The organism is Candidatus Methanoprimaticola sp. MG2 (assembly GCF_047501175.1).
Lineage (GTDB): Archaea > Thermoplasmatota > Thermoplasmata > Methanomassiliicoccales > Methanomethylophilaceae > Methanoprimaticola.
Window position 1 is genome coordinate 209,245 of the sequence record NZ_JBEQWH010000002.1, and the last position, 14,183, is coordinate 223,427.

Sequence of the window (14,183 nt, forward strand, 5' to 3'; positions counted from 1 at the left end):
CATGTTCAGGCCCGCGAGGGGACGATATGAGGACACTGAAGGATGCCGACACGGGAACGACCGTCACGGTCGTGAAGGTACACGGCGAGGGCGCCCTCAAGAGGCGCATAATGGACATGGGCATCACCAAGGGATGCTCCATCTTCATCCGCAAGGTGGCCCCGCTCGGGGACCCTGTGGAGATCACCGTCAGGGGATACGAGCTCAGCCTCAGGAAGGGCGACGCGGAGAACATAGAGGTCTCGGAGGCGGTCGCATGAGCGTGACCATGGCCCTCATCGGGAACCCCAACTGCGGCAAGACCACGCTCTTCAACAAGCTGACCGGCGCCAACCAGCGCGTCGGGAACTGGCCCGGCGTAACCATAGACAAGAAGACCGGGAGGATCCACGGCCACGACATCGACGTGGTCGACCTCCCCGGGATATATTCCCTCTCACCCTATTCCCCTGAGGAGATCGTCTCCAGGGACTTCCTGCTCCATGAGACCCCCGATGTGGTGGTCAACATCGTCGATGCGACGAACATCGAAAGGAACCTCTTCCTGACCCTCCAGGTCCTGGACCTGGGGATACCGACCGTCATCGCACTGAACATGATGGACCAGGTTGAGAAGCTCGGCGACAAGGTCGACGTCGACAGGCTGTCCAAGTCTCTCGGATGCCCGGTCGTCCCCATCTCCGCCCTGAAGAACAAGGGCGTAGACGATCTCGTGGCCAAGGTCGAGAGGGCGGCCGCGTCCGGACACGGGCCTGACGCGGTCGAGTTCGACCGCGACATCGAGGATGTCATCTCCTCCGCCGTCTCGTCCCTCGGGGACCGCGTCCCGAAGGAGCGCTCCCGCTTCTATGCCGTCAAGATGGTCGAGAGGGACGAGAGGGTCTGCGGGGAGTTCCCGGACACGTGCGAGGCCATATCCTCCGAGGTCGAGGACCTCGAGAGGAGGATGGACGACGAGATGGACTCCATCATGGCCGACGCGCGCTACAACCTCATATCGGACATCGTCGGGCAGTCCCTGAAGAGGGCCCCCCGCAACGGGAAGGGCACGCTCTCCGACAGGATCGACCGCGTGGTCACCAGCAGGATCTGGGGCATCCCGATATTCCTGGGCGTCCTCAGCATAGTGTTCCTGGGCATCATCGGGTTCTCCTGGGGAGACTTCAGCATAACCGGGATCGGCACCTACTTCACCGACTGGCTCAACGGGTTCATCGAGGACCCCATCCAGAGCGGTGTCGCCGAGTGGTGCGCCTCCATCGGCGTCAGCGAGGCCATGACCAGCCTTCTCGTCGACGGTATAATCGGAGGGGTCGGGGCAGTCATCGGATTCCTCCCGCAGATGCTGGTGCTCTTCCTCGCGCTGTGCATACTCGAGGACATCGGGTACATGTCGAGGATCGCCTTCGTCATGGACCGCATATTCAGACACTTCGGGCTCTCCGGGAAGTCCCTCATCCCCATACTCGTGGGGACCGGATGCGGAGTGCCGGGGATCATGGCGTCCCGCACCATCGAGAGCGAGAGGGACCGCAGGATCACAGCCATGACCGTCACCTTCATACCGTGCGGGGCCAAGCTCCCCGTCATCGCGATGATCACCTCCGCCATATTCGGCGGGAACGGGCTCGTCGCAGTGTTCAGCTACGTGCTCGGGATAGTCGTGATCCTCATCTCTGGTATAATCCTGAAGAAGTTCAGGAGGCTCTCCGGAGAGGCGACCCCGTTCATCATGGAGCTGCCCCCGTACCACATACCCTCCGCGGTCAACGTGATCAAGGGGACCCTGGACAGGGGATGGGCGTTCGTCAAGAAGGCCGGTACGATCATCCTACTCGCGAGCATCGTGATATGGGTGCTCTCCAGCTACACCTGGGGACTCCAGTACAACGCCGGGGACATCAACGACTCCATACTGGCATCGATCGGACATGCGATCAGCTACGTCTTCATGCCCCTGGGCTGGGGAGACAACTGGGAGCTCAGCGTCGGCACCATCACCGGGCTCATCGCCAAGGAGAACGTCATCGGTACCTTCGGGACCCTGTTCGGCATCGAGGCCGGGGAGAGCGGCGAGGGACTGGAGGCCGTCCTCGGGACGATGCTGTCCAGCGCGTCCGGGCTCTCGTTCCTGGCGTTCAACCTGATCTGCGCACCCTGCTTCGCCGCGATGGGCGCGATGCACAGGGAGCTCGGGTCCTGGAAGAGCACGGGGATGGCCGTGGCGTACCAGTGCGTCATGGCGTATGCGGTCGCGCTCATCATATACGGCATCCTCGGATGCATCGACGGATGGAACACCATCATGGTCGACGGGGTGGCGACCGACCTGGGCGTGCCCGTGGCCAGCACGGTGGCCGCCATCATCGTGCTCGCGGTGATGGCGTACGTGCTCTGGGCCAAGGACCCGTTCCGCCAGCTGCACGATGGGAGCAGGGAGGCATCGGAATGATGGGGGACATCCTCGTGGGATCGATGATCGCAATCGCCGCGCTCGGGGCCCTCGCCTACATAATCGGGCAGAGGAAGCGCGGGAAGCGCTGCTGCGGATGCAGCGGCTGCAACGGATGCAAGCCCAAGAACGAGATCGTCACCATAGAGACGAAATGAACCAGAGGGGGACACCCCCCTCGCAAACACCTTCGATTCTCCACCCGACGGCCCGCCCGTCGGGACCCTTCCCTTATCATGGCTAACAAAGGCGAAGCATCGCCAGCAGGGTTCAAATACCACTTCCAAATCCGAGCGGGCATGAAATATCGTTGCCCCCTGTGCGGATACATCTACGACGAGGAGAAGGAGGGCGTCAAGTTCGCCGACCTCCCCGACGACTGGTGCTGCCCCATCTGCGGCGAGCCCAAGTCCGAGTTCGTCGCCGTCGAGTGAGCTCAGAGACCGTCAATCCGGACGAACTGCGTGTTCTGCCTGCGCCTCATGTCCTCCACGAGCTGGATGGCCAAGGCGCTTCCCATCGCGGCCGCCCTGGATATGACCTCGAAACCCCTTACCTCATCCTTCTCTGTCCCGAGTCCGCCGTAGATCATGCGGCCCACCATGAACGTCGCATCGGCCTCTCCGCGCTCGGACAGTTCCCTGTACAGCGAGAGCGCCCTGGGCAGGTCGCGCTCCGTGCCGTCGCCCTGATAGTACATCGTGGCCAGCCTGTACATCGCAGGCGGGAACCCGGTCTCGGCGGAAGACCTGCACCACTGGAACGCGGCCTTCATGCCTCCCTCGACCTTCCCGTCCATGCAGAGCTCGCACATCTTCAGCATCGACTCCGGGACCCCGGCGACGGCGGACATCCTGAACAGGCGGATGGCCTCCGCCTCGTCCCTCTCACAGCCTATGCCCTCCGACAGGAGGTAGGCGGCCTTGAACATCGACAGGGGGTCGCCCTCGTCCACCGCCTTCAGGTACCAGGCCAGGGCGGTGCCCGGATCCTCGTCCCTGCCGTAGCCGTAGAGGTACGAACCTGCGATCTCAGGATACGCCGGAGGGAAACCAGCCTCGGCGGACCTCTGGAACCAATCAGCGGCCTTCACGGGGTCCTCCTCGTGGTCGACGTTCCCTGCCCACAGCAGCCCGAGCCTGTACATCGACGGCGCATGGCCCTTCCCCGCGGCCTCCTCGTAGAGGGCCTCCGCCCCCTCCAGGTCCAGGGGCGTCCCGGTGCCGGTGGCCTTCAGCTCGGCGATGCCGAACAGCCCGTTCGGCGACCCGAGCGACGCGGCCTCCTGGAATAGACGCAACGATCCCTCCGGATCCTCCGACACGATGGATGCCGCACGTTCGCATAGCTCCTCTGGGACTGACATGACCGGAGGAGACGCTGGACCCCATTTAAGGATGTGCATATTTCAAGATGCTATGTGACCAATGAGTCGGTAACGCTGTGCGTCACCGACGATGTCACATCATGTGGTCAACTTGATTGACCGTTCACCGCTGAGCGGAGGGTCCGCATAACCGAACCCGTGGAGAGGATGTTCAGAGCCGCATTGCGGTCCATGTCTATGACGAGACCGCAGAGGACATCCAGTGTGTGTCCCAGCACTCTCGTCTGTGTGGCGTTCGGGTACAGTCTGTAATCGACCGACCGGTACCATCTGTCCCCCTTGCACCTCATGATCCGAGCACCGTCCCCACGATATATGAAGCGAAGCAGGAGGTCACCGAAAATGTCCCGACATCATCAACACGCTGATGACCCAGCCCATATTTCAATGATGACGGAGATTCGGGATTCATGATTAAGGGCCCTCTTGTATACGCCGCGGTGGCCTTCGCAGCCATCCTCATGGTCCTCTCGTTCATGATCGTGATGTTCCCGGACAACATAGAGACCCTGGGACTGGTGGCCGGAATCGTCTCCGTGTGCGTCGTGCTCGTCCTAGTTCTGATCCTCGTGAAGACCAGGAGAAGCGTCTGATGCCTGACGATGCGTGTGACGTAGAGGAGTGTCACCGCGACAGGATCGAGAAAGCACGGGACGGGCTCCCAGAACCTGGGACGATAGAGGACCTGGCATCGTTCTTCAAGGTCTTCGCCGACAGCACGCGTGTCAGGATACTGCTCGCCCTGGACTCGGGGGAGCTGTGCGTCTGCGACATAAGCCAGACACTCGGGATGTCCATGTCGGCGACATCTCACCAGCTCAGGGTGCTCAAGGACGCGCACCTCGTGTCCTCCAGGAGGGAGGGGAAGGTTGTCTACTACTCGCTGTGCGACGACCACGTGAGGATCGTCCTGGAGACTGCCCTGGAGCACATAAAGCACGATTGATGGGAGGGATGGGCGATGAAGTACCAAGTGAAACTGACGGTCATCGACAAGAAGCTGTATCCGGAACTGCAGCAGCAGTACTGTGCCGACCCCCGGGCGGGGGCCTGCCCCTGCTACAATGTGGGTGACGAGTTCATATTCCGCCGTGACGACGAACGTGACGACTTTTGGCACATGGGTCTGGATACCCTCGTCAAGACCACCGCCGACCCTGACACCGTGGCCGGCGGACCGAAGATGCCGCACTGCTCCGAACTGTGGGATGCTATATCCAGATACATCTACGCGGGCCTGCAGGGAGGCTCCATCATGAATGGCTGGATGAGGGAGGAGAACGTCATGATCGCATGCTGCTCCGATGGCACGCGCCCCGTCATCTTCAAGATCGAGCGGATGGACATCGAATGATGTTCCGATGGGCATGCCTGCAGTGTCAAGCGGATGCCTCCGAGGACTGTCCAGACGTGTGACGGAAACCCCGTCCTACGAATTTCGTAATCCGTTGTTCCCGCCCGATGCGGAAGGCCTCCGACCCATGCATCACTGCGATATTCGTAAGGCGTCATACTTATTTTATAATAAACAAGCGTTACCGAACCCGATGGGATATGAAGGTTGGGATAGATCTCGGAACAACCTACTCTGCAGTAGCCAGATATGACAGTAAGAACAACAAGCCAGTGATCATCCCCAATACGTTTGGGAAAGAGGTCACCCCCTCGGTCATCTGCTTCCTCGATGACGGGGACATCCTCGTCGGAGAGGATGCCAAGGACATGCAGTCCAACGGGACCGGCGTGAACGCCGCCGCGTTCAAGAGGGGGATGGGGGACGGGAGCATCGCGGTGAGCTTCAACGGCAAGGACTACACGTCCGAGGACCTGAGCACCATGCTCCTGAAACAGCTCATCCAGGATGCCGAGAAATCTACCGGCGAGAAGATCGAGGAGGCCGTGATCACGGTCCCCGCCTACTTCAACGACCTTCAGAGGACGGCGACGATCAGGTCCGGGGAGGCCTGCGGCATCAAGGTCCCCAAGATCATCAACGAGCCCACCGCCGCCGCCATATCCTACGGATACAAGCACTCCAACGACAAGACCCTCATGGTCTACGACCTCGGGGGAGGGACGTTCGACGTCACCATAGTCAGGATCTCCAAGGGGAACATAGAGGTCATCGGTACGGACGGCAACCACATCCTCGGAGGCAAGGACTGGGACGGGGAGATCGTCAAGTTCGTCTGCAAGCAGTTCATGGACGAGTTCGACGTCGACCCGAGGGAGGACCTCCCGACCAAGAACGAGCTCATCGTCGCCGCGGAGGGATACAAGAAGACCCTCTCCATCGCCGAGAGCGTCACCATCCCGATCAACTACGAGGGATACAGCGCGAAGTACACGCTCACCCGCGAGGAGCTCGAGTCCATGACCGAGTACCTCCTCGAGACCACCAAGGACGTCTGCCTCAACCTCATGGGAGACCTCGGACTCGCCTGGACTGACATCGACGAGATCCTGCTGGTCGGCGGGTCCACCAGGATGCCCGCGGTCGCGAGGTTCCTGAAGGACCTCACCGGAAGGGAGGTCATCACCCACAGCGACACCGACCTCGCGGTCGCGAAGGGGGCCGCCATCGTGGGCTCCCTGTACAGCAGCAACGCCACCGGCCTCAGGGCGATGCAGGTCACCGACGTCACGGCCCACTCCCTCGGAGTGCTCTCGGTCTCGCAGGACGGCTCCAAGTACGTCAACGAGATCATGATCAAGAAGAACAGCAAGGTCCCCTCCACGGAGCGCAAGCAGTTCACGATCAAGAAGGGCAACATGACCAACAAGATCGAGGTGTACACCCTCCAGGGAGAGTCCAGGATCCCCCTGGACTGCACAGTCCTCGCGAAGGTCGTGATCACCGGGTTCTACAACAACGGACAGGGCCTTAACATAGACATCGAGTACAACTACGACCAGAACGGGGTCGTCAACATCACCGCGTTCCAGGGGTCCGAGCCGCTCACGGTCGAGTCCCGCACCATCGACGAGGACATCAGATGGATGGGTGGGAGCCCGAAGAACAGGAAGGGCGACGAGACCATCCTCAAGAACATCGCGATCTGCGTCGACCTGTCCAGGAGCATGGACGGGGAGCCCATCGAGAGGGCGAAGGCCTCGATACGCGACTTCATCAACACGCTGCAGGACAAGGACACGTACTTCTCGCTGATAGGGTTCGGCGACAAGATCAAGGTCGTCCAGGAGCTCTGCAACGACCCCAGGGTGGTCCTCTCCAACATCGACGAGCTGAAGGTGAAGATGGTCGGAAGGGGAACGGACGCGAGTCCGCTCGACACCGCCCGCTCCATGCTCGGGTCCAAGCCCGGCGTCGGGATCATCGTGGTCCTGACCGACGGGATCTGGGGCAAGAGGGACAAGGCCGTCGAGCAGGCCATCGGATGCAGGAACGACAACATCACGATCATCGCGGTCGGGCTCGGGGAGGCCGACACCTCGTTCCTGAGGCAGATCGCCACCGTGGACGACGGTGCGCTGTTCACCACGATCGACAGGCTCGGAGAGACGTTCGGAACGATCGCGACTGCGATCTCGTCGGGCAACATGGGCCTGGCGGTCAGGGACGCAGGGACCGGACTCAGAGACACGGAGTCCCGCTACTGACGGGGAGTCATATGGCGACAAACAGGCAGAACTACTGTCAGCTGCTGGGCCTGAACCCCCTGAAGGAGTCGACCTACAGCGCCGAGGCGATCCTGAAGAAGATCGACAGCAAGCGCGACAAGTGGTTGAACGACAGCAGGAACAAGCAGAACGACACGGAGCAGCGCTTCAAGGCCGAACGCCTGGCCGAGTCCGCCGAGGACATGAAGGCCGTGTTCAGCGACCCCCGCCGCAAGAGGGACGAGTTCAGCAGGGGCCAGGACCTCCTGAAGGGGAAGGTCCAGAAGCTCAGGATGGACTGCGTCATCCTCAGCGACGGGACGTACCTCGCTCTCCCCGGGGCTGCCGACGCCTACACCAAGAAACTCCACTGGGAGGGCATCACCAAGGCCGACGTCCTCAAGCTGGCGGGGATCAAGGACGGCACCCCGCCCAAGCCCGTCAGCGAGAAGGTCATCAACGCCTTCAAGGGGCTCCGCTCGGTCGATGCGTACACACCCACCGAGATGCTGAACGCACTCATCACCCACCCTTCGCTGGAGATCGGTCTGGACCGTCTCAGCGAGGGGAGCTCGTTCTCGCAGATCAGGAACTCCTTCGACGTCTGCGAGAAGAGGGTGAACAGCGTCCGCCCGGACATCCTCCCCGAACAGGACTCGTACATCCAGTGCATGAGGTCCGTCAAGCTGGTGCTGGAGCCGGACAAGGAGCTGGCATCCCTCGTGGCATATGGGAAGTGCAACCGCGCCCTGGTCAACGTCATGGACACCATCGAGCAGGAGTACACCACCCAGATGTCCAGGAAGTACATCGATGAGCTCCTCAACGCCCATCTCTCCCGCGACATCGACAGCGAGATGGCGGTCCTGATCCTCCAGCAGTTCTGCTTCAAGAAGAAGTTCGCGGCCAACTTCTCCGAGACGGACAGCACCATGATCCGCTGCTCGGAATGCGGCAACATGGTCCAGGCCGGGCCCAACACCGTGTTCTGCCCCGCCTGCGGGAAGAACTTCAAGAGCGTGTGCCCGTCCTGCAACACCGCACAGTCATCCAAGAACTCGGTGTGCGTCAAGTGCGGGTTCAACTTCAAGGAGGGGATGCAGAAGGCCGACCGCCTCTCCCTCGACTTCCGCATGAGCATGCAGAGCGGCAAGGTCTCCAAGGCGGAGAAGGCGCTCTCGCAGCTCAAGGAGACGTTCCCCGGATACAACGGCATCGCCACCATGACCATGGACCTGGAGAATGCCAAGAACGAGATCTCCACGTCTCGCAGGTTCATACTGGACGCCTACGGGCGCGGAAAGTACACGGAGGCCAAGCAGTCCACCGAGGCGCTCATAAAGAAGTACCCCGACGCACTGGACGGGGACATAGAGCTCTCCCAGAAGTATTCGGACAGCGTCACTCGCTACAACAGGGCGGACATGTACTGCCAGAAGGCGGCGGTCGCCGATTCCAAGAGCGCCCGCATGCAGAGCTTCGTGGCGGCGGCGGAGATATGTCCGGACCATCCCGTCGCGAAGGCCAAGCTGCGCGACGACCCGCCGATGGGTCCCGCGGATGCCGTGGGAAACATGGGGGACCGCGCGTTCACCATAAGGTTCCAGGCACCCGTGGAGGCCGCCGGCATCACATACTGCGTCTACAGGGAGCGCAACTCGCTCCCCATAGTCAACGAGGACACCCGTCCTCTCGCGGAGATCCCCGGCACCGTGTACGTGGACAAGACCATGGACCCCGGAGTGGAGTACTACTACTCGGTGTACTCCAAGCGCTGGGGCATCCTGTCCAAGGAGGGCGCCCACATCGGCCCGGTGATGACCATCTCCGAAGTGGACAACGTCATCATAAAGCAGATCGACGGGGGCCTCCAGCTCATATTCGAGAAGCCGAAGGGCGCATCCCGCGTCAGGCTCTGGAGGGCGGACGGGAGCGACAGCGTGACCAACACGGAGATCGCGCTCAACGGACAGACCGTCTACGACGACATAGGGCTCGTCGGCGGCAAGAAGTACTACTACCTGTTCGTGGCGGAGTACGAGGGGCGCAACAGGATCGAGCGCTCCCAGGGCGTCATATTCAGTGAGACCACCGTGGACGCGCCCAAGCCCGTCAAGGACATGAAGATCAGCTGGAACAAGTCCGATAGCACCTACACGGCCAAGTGGTCCACCACGGAGCATGTCGTCCTCTACTCGTCCAAGAAGAAGATCAACATACCCGGCAGCATGGTCCCGATGGAGGACATCACGAGCTGGATGACCGAGATCAAGCCGATCATGGAATACCCCGACGGCGTGCGCTTCGCGCTCCCGGATGGCGCCGTCCAATACATCTACCCGGTCATCAAGCGCGGGAAGGTCGGCATACGCGGGACTGAGACCCTGGTGGCCAACCTCAAGCCGTTCAGGGACGTCGAGTGCACCCTGAGCAACAAGGACTGCATCATCACCATGGGATGGCCCAACGACGCCGTCGAGGCGAAGCTGGTCATATCCAACGATTCCGACGCCAAGGGCCTGGACGACACCTCCGCCGAGATCAAGACGATCCGCTACGAGGAGTACATGGAGGACAAGGAGATCCGCATCCCCATGGGCAAGGCCCGCAAGAAGTGCATCAACATATTCGCGATCTACATGCTCTCGAACCAGATGCGTCCGTCCAGGGGCATAGCCATCGAGGTCAACTCCGGGGACAGCAGGAAGGTCCGTTACAACATGAAGAAGGAGAGGGGCGGCAGCCTCATGGACATCGCCACGGAGCCGGGAGTCAGCGAGCTTCCCCCCGTGATGCTCGTCCAGGCGGCCACGGGGATACCTCTGAAGAGGACCGACGGAGAGGTGGTCTGGAGGTCCAACGGCCCCCTGAGCCTCCAGAACGGGAGGGGTCTGGTCAACATAGCCGGCGGGAACCTGCAGGACATATCGAGGACCAGGCTGTTCTTCGAGAAGGACTCGGACTACTACGATTTCAGATTCATACACCCCCTCTACAGGAGAGAATGAGATGGCAAGGAAGCAGAAGGAAACAACGAAGTCGACGGGGAAGGAATACCTCTGCCCATACTGCTTCTCGAAGGTCGACCTGGGCAACGTCCACTACATGTGCTCCGGGCAGACCTGCGCCAAGATGTTCGCCGAGACCGCCGCCATGACCAGGCGCGCGGACGCGACGAAGTACGTGTCTGCGGACGGCCAGAACGAGATAGACTACGAGAAGAGCCTGTTCTTCGGGAAGGATCCCCGCGGACGCGACGCAGTCATAGCGAGGAACCACATCATACGCGACTCCTCCGGCACGTGCGACGTGTGCAGGCGCCCGGTGTACATCAGGGTGTGCCCGATATGCCACAACCTCATACCCCCCGGCGCGGAGGAGGAAGGGAACAGGATCTTCGTCATACTCGGACCGAAGAGCGTTGGGAAGAGCCACTACATCGCGGTCCTGATCAACCAGCTCAAGAACTACGTGTCCACCGAGTTCAACGGCGTCCTCAACGCCGCCTCGGACAGCACGACCATGAAGTACCGCGAGATGTACTACAAGAGGCTGTTCGAGGAGAAGCGCAAGCTCCCGCCGACCAAGTCGTACGACGTCTCCGACGAGAGCAGGGAGCCCCTGATCTACTACATGAGGATATTCGACTCCGACAAGCCGAAGGTGTTCACGTTCGCGTTCTTCGACACCGCCGGGGAGGACCTGGTGTCGTCCGACAAGATGATGTCCCTGAACCTCAACTCGTTCATATCGAAGGCCGCGGGCATAGTCTATCTGGTGGACCCGCTCCAGATCCGCTACATCAACCAGAGGATCCATGTGGAGAACAAGCCTCCGGTGGGACCGGACGTGTCCGATGTCCTGAACAACATATGCCAGATCATCCGCACGAACAAGAAGATGAGCCCCCGGGCGAGGATCGACATACCCCTCGCCGTGGTCCTGACGAAGTCCGATGTCCTGTTCAAGAACTCGGAGGACGAGGAGGAGGACAAGGTCCTGTTCGGACAGTGCTCGTCCCTGCACATCGAGAGGGAGCGCGGCAAGTTCGACAAGGAGAACTTCGACCAGATCGACGCGGAGCTCACCGAGTACCTGCACAGGTGCCTCGGGGACAACTTCATCCAGACGGTCGGGGGGTTCCAGGAGCACTGTTTCTTCGCGGTCTCCGCCCTCGGATGCAACCCCACCGGAAGCGGCCTGCCCCGTGCGGTCAACCCCATGAGGGTGGAGGACCCGTTCATCTGGCTTCTTAACAGGGAGGGACTCCAGTGAGCGACAACACCAACAAGTTCAAGAATTTCCTGGTCAACGGATTCCAGGGGCTCGAGCCCCGCATAGAGGATGACGTGCCCGACGAGGGATGCATCGAGGAGGACACCTCCATCGAAGCCCCCGCGGAGAGGCCGGCGGAGGTCGCCCCGAGCGCCCAGCCCGTCGCCGATGGGTCCGACATCAAGGAGCTGGAGTCGGAGCTCATACGCATCAGGTTCATGCTCGAGGACCTCGTCGAGAGGCAGAGCAAGGCTCCCGAGATGCCCGACATGAGCGACTACCTGACGACCCGGGCCCAGAACAAGGCCATCACCGCCACCATACAGGAGATGGAGATGGCCACCAGCAACAAGAAGCTCCTGCATGCCATGGAGCAGATCTCGGTCATGAGGGAGGATTTCTTCAGACTCTGCCAGGGCATGAGGGAACGCATCGACAGGATGGACGCCCAGACGGTCCTGTCCAGCTTCGAGGCGTACGAGGTCGACATGGAGAACATCCTGACTGATGCGGGTGTCTACATAGGGAAGTTCGACTTCGAGAGACTCAACACACTCCACCAGCGTATCGTCGGGGTCGTGCCGACCGACGAGAAGGAGAAGGACGGCACGATAGCCGAGAGGCAGACCGACGGATACAAGCTCGGTGACAAGGTCCTCATGAAGGAGAAGGTCACAGTGTACAAGTACGTGCCGAGCGATACCCCCGAGGAAGCTTCCAAGGTGGAAACCTCTTGCGAAACGGATTCGAAAACGATTTGCACCACAGATGCACAGGAGTCCGGCCATGAAACTGGCTCCGACGGCAGCATGGAGGAAAAGGAATGACAGACTATTGCATCGGAATAGACCTGGGTACGACATACTCGTGCCTTGCCTATATCGACGAGGATGGGGACCCGGTAGTTGAGAAAAACTTCGAGCAGGAAGACACAACTCCCTCCGTCATCCTATTCAACGAGAACGGCGAGATCATAGTGGGATCACCTGCCAAGGACATGTCCATGATGTATCCTCCCGAGAGGGTCATCACCGCCATCAAGAGGCAGATGGGACAGGACTACGAAGTGGACATCGACGGGGAGAAGTACAACCCCATCATGCTGTCCGCGGTCATCCTCAGGAAGATGATCAACGATTTCAACGAGAACCACGGCTGCGACGTCAAGAAGGCGGTCATCACGTGCCCCGCGTACTTCGGACAGAACGAGAGGGACGCCACGAAGACCGCAGGGACCATCGCCGGACTCGATGACGTCACCGTCATCAACGAGCCCACCGCCGCCGCCATCTCCTTCGGATTCGGAAACGCTGCCGACGGGAAGAAGAGGGTCCTCGTCTACGACCTCGGAGGAGGGACTTTCGATGTCACCGTCCTCGAGATCGACGGATCCTCCTTCACTGCCGTCGCCACTGACGGAGAGAGACTCCTCGGAGGTAAGGACTGGGACATCGCCATCTCCAAGATCATCAAGGAGAAGGTCGCAGAGGAGACCGGAATGGAGACCGAGGCCCTGGACGAGGACAGTGAGATCACCCAGGCCCTGATCAACGACTCCGAGACCATCAAGAAGAGGCTCACCACCGCCGAGTCCACCAAGGGAACCCTGACCGCAGGCGGTCAGAAGGTCGTCTACACCGTTACCAGGGACGAGTTCGAGGCTGCAACCGCAGGTCTGGTACAGTCCACCGTCGAGATCATCGAGCGCGTCCTCGGGTCCAAGGACTTCACCATGGCGGACATCGACGACGTCATCCTCGTCGGAGGATCGTCCAGGATGCCCCAGGTCAAGAACGCGATCCTCGCCAAGTTCCCCGACGCACAGATCAAGGTCTTCGACCCCGACCAGTCCGTCGCAAAGGGTGCCTCCCTGTTCGCCAAGTCCAACGCCGGCGCTCCCGTGGAGGGAACCGTCGACCCCGTGACAGGCGAAGCGGCCGTCGCCGCCGAGGGAGTCCTCAGCGTCCACAACGTCCTGAGCAAGACCTTCGGTATCAAGGCCATATACGAGGACGGCACCGAGATGATCTCCAACATCATCTTCAGGAACGAGGTCCTGCCCATCGAGTCCGTCAAGACGTACTACCCCGTCGACGACGGACAGACCACCATCAAGGTGGAGATCTACGAGGATGCGGCCATGAACGACACCGACGGGAAGAAGACCGCGGTCATCGATGCCGCACCCGTGGGAGAGTTCATGATGGAGCTCCCCGCGGACGTCACCAAGAACACCCCGATCACCGTGAAGTTCACCGCCACCGACGAGGGAATCCTCATCGCCGCAGTGGACTGCATGGACGAGCACACCGACTATCAGATCGAGAACGACCTGAAGATGTCGGAAGAGGACATCTCCAAGTCCCAGGGACTCATGGAGAAGGTCACCAACGGATGATCACAACGCCGGAGGCCCAGCCTCCGGCACAAACACCTTAACTTGATTCT

Annotated in this window: 14 protein-coding genes; 12 read left to right on the top strand and 2 right to left on the bottom strand. The window is 60.9% G+C overall.

Annotated elements, in window-relative coordinates; genetic code table 11:
* Positions 1–26: 26 nt before the first annotated feature.
* The 4 genes from V5D86_RS02345 (at position 27) to V5D86_RS02360 (ending at position 2,886) form a co-directional block, all read left to right on the top strand.
* Entirely contained in the window at positions 27–260 is a 234-nt protein-coding gene (locus V5D86_RS02345; RefSeq protein WP_414595149.1) for a FeoA family protein, read from the top strand.
* The gene (gene feoB, locus V5D86_RS02350; RefSeq protein ID WP_414595150.1) at positions 257–2,452 is read left to right on the top strand and encodes a ferrous iron transport protein B; all 2,196 of its coding nucleotides are present in this window, start codon (positions 257–259) and stop codon (positions 2,450–2,452) included. Before V5D86_RS02345 ends, feoB begins: the two co-directional genes overlap by 4 nt.
* On the top strand, positions 2,449–2,610 hold the full coding sequence (locus tag V5D86_RS02355) for a FeoB-associated Cys-rich membrane protein (protein WP_414595085.1): 162 nt from the start codon (positions 2,449–2,451) through the stop codon (positions 2,608–2,610). The genes feoB and V5D86_RS02355 overlap by 4 nt, the downstream gene beginning before the upstream one ends.
* A 141-nt stretch (positions 2,611–2,751) precedes the next feature.
* Entirely contained in the window at positions 2,752–2,886 is a 135-nt protein-coding gene (locus V5D86_RS02360; protein ID WP_414595086.1) for a rubredoxin, read from the top strand.
* A gap of 2 nt (positions 2,887–2,888) precedes the next feature.
* Here the strand turns inward: V5D86_RS02360 and V5D86_RS02365 are convergent, their stop codons facing one another.
* Positions 2,889–3,818 (bottom strand): tetratricopeptide repeat protein, encoded by a 930-nt coding sequence (locus V5D86_RS02365; RefSeq protein WP_414595087.1) that lies wholly within the window; start codon positions 3,816–3,818, stop codon positions 2,889–2,891.
* 107 nt (positions 3,819–3,925) lie between these two features.
* A complete protein-coding gene (locus V5D86_RS02370) occupies positions 3,926–4,129 on the bottom strand; it encodes a hypothetical protein (protein WP_414595088.1) in 204 nt (67 codons plus the stop codon).
* A 120-nt stretch (positions 4,130–4,249) separates the two neighbouring features.
* Here V5D86_RS02370 and V5D86_RS02375 point away from each other — a divergent pair, with 120 nt between their 5' ends.
* The 8 genes from V5D86_RS02375 to V5D86_RS02410 all read left to right on the top strand — a co-directional run bounded on the left by V5D86_RS02375 (position 4,250) and on the right by V5D86_RS02410 (position 14,133).
* Positions 4,250–4,432, top strand: a complete 183-nt coding sequence (locus V5D86_RS02375) for a hypothetical protein (protein ID WP_414595089.1) — start codon at positions 4,250–4,252, stop codon at positions 4,430–4,432.
* Positions 4,432–4,785: an ArsR/SmtB family transcription factor gene (locus V5D86_RS02380; RefSeq protein ID WP_414595090.1), complete on the top strand. Its 354-nt coding sequence runs from the start codon at positions 4,432–4,434 to the stop codon at positions 4,783–4,785. The genes V5D86_RS02375 and V5D86_RS02380 overlap by 1 nt, the downstream gene beginning before the upstream one ends.
* Before the next feature lie 15 nt (positions 4,786–4,800).
* Complete coding sequence (locus V5D86_RS02385; RefSeq protein ID WP_414595091.1) at positions 4,801–5,193, top strand: TIGR04076 family protein; 393 nt, start codon at positions 4,801–4,803, stop codon at positions 5,191–5,193.
* 200 nt (positions 5,194–5,393) lie between these two features.
* Positions 5,394–7,460 carry an Hsp70 family protein gene (locus tag V5D86_RS02390; RefSeq protein ID WP_414595092.1) on the top strand — a complete coding sequence of 689 codons (2,067 nt, stop codon included), beginning with the start codon at positions 5,394–5,396 and terminating at the stop codon, positions 7,458–7,460.
* Positions 7,461–7,471: 11 nt separating this feature from the next.
* A complete protein-coding gene (locus V5D86_RS02395) occupies positions 7,472–10,468 on the top strand; it encodes a hypothetical protein (RefSeq protein WP_414595093.1) in 2,997 nt (998 codons plus the stop codon).
* A 1-nt stretch (position 10,469) separates the two neighbouring features.
* Positions 10,470–11,735 (top strand): TRAFAC clade GTPase domain-containing protein, encoded by a 1,266-nt coding sequence (locus V5D86_RS02400; protein ID WP_414595094.1) that lies wholly within the window; start codon positions 10,470–10,472, stop codon positions 11,733–11,735.
* Positions 11,732–12,562, top strand: a complete 831-nt coding sequence (locus V5D86_RS02405) for a hypothetical protein (RefSeq protein ID WP_414595095.1) — start codon at positions 11,732–11,734, stop codon at positions 12,560–12,562. Before V5D86_RS02400 ends, V5D86_RS02405 begins: the two co-directional genes overlap by 4 nt.
* Entirely contained in the window at positions 12,559–14,133 is a 1,575-nt protein-coding gene (locus V5D86_RS02410; protein WP_414595096.1) for an Hsp70 family protein, read from the top strand. The genes V5D86_RS02405 and V5D86_RS02410 overlap by 4 nt, the downstream gene beginning before the upstream one ends.
* The last annotated feature ends 50 nt before the right edge of the window (positions 14,134–14,183 follow it).

What these genes read in the sequence shown, in the direction of transcription:
- V5D86_RS02345 (WP_414595149.1), top strand. Translation starts at nt 27, where the DNA reads ATGAGGACACTGAAGGATGCCGACACGGGAACGACCGTCACGGTCGTG.
- feoB (WP_414595150.1), top strand. Translation starts at nt 257, where the DNA reads ATGAGCGTGACCATGGCCCTCATCGGGAACCCCAACTGCGGCAAGACC.
- V5D86_RS02355 (WP_414595085.1), top strand. Translation starts at nt 2,449, where the DNA reads ATGATGGGGGACATCCTCGTGGGATCGATGATCGCAATCGCCGCGCTC.
- V5D86_RS02360 (WP_414595086.1), top strand. Translation starts at nt 2,752, where the DNA reads ATGAAATATCGTTGCCCCCTGTGCGGATACATCTACGACGAGGAGAAG.
- V5D86_RS02365 (WP_414595087.1), bottom strand. Translation starts at nt 3,818, where the DNA reads ATGTCAGTCCCAGAGGAGCTATGCGAACGTGCGGCATCCATCGTGTCG.
- V5D86_RS02370 (WP_414595088.1), bottom strand. Translation starts at nt 4,129, where the DNA reads ATGAGGTGCAAGGGGGACAGATGGTACCGGTCGGTCGATTACAGACTG.
- V5D86_RS02375 (WP_414595089.1), top strand. Translation starts at nt 4,250, where the DNA reads ATGATTAAGGGCCCTCTTGTATACGCCGCGGTGGCCTTCGCAGCCATC.
- V5D86_RS02380 (WP_414595090.1), top strand. Translation starts at nt 4,432, where the DNA reads ATGCCTGACGATGCGTGTGACGTAGAGGAGTGTCACCGCGACAGGATC.
- V5D86_RS02385 (WP_414595091.1), top strand. Translation starts at nt 4,801, where the DNA reads ATGAAGTACCAAGTGAAACTGACGGTCATCGACAAGAAGCTGTATCCG.
- V5D86_RS02390 (WP_414595092.1), top strand. Translation starts at nt 5,394, where the DNA reads ATGAAGGTTGGGATAGATCTCGGAACAACCTACTCTGCAGTAGCCAGA.
- V5D86_RS02395 (WP_414595093.1), top strand. Translation starts at nt 7,472, where the DNA reads ATGGCGACAAACAGGCAGAACTACTGTCAGCTGCTGGGCCTGAACCCC.
- V5D86_RS02400 (WP_414595094.1), top strand. Translation starts at nt 10,470, where the DNA reads ATGGCAAGGAAGCAGAAGGAAACAACGAAGTCGACGGGGAAGGAATAC.
- V5D86_RS02410 (WP_414595096.1), top strand. Translation starts at nt 12,559, where the DNA reads ATGACAGACTATTGCATCGGAATAGACCTGGGTACGACATACTCGTGC.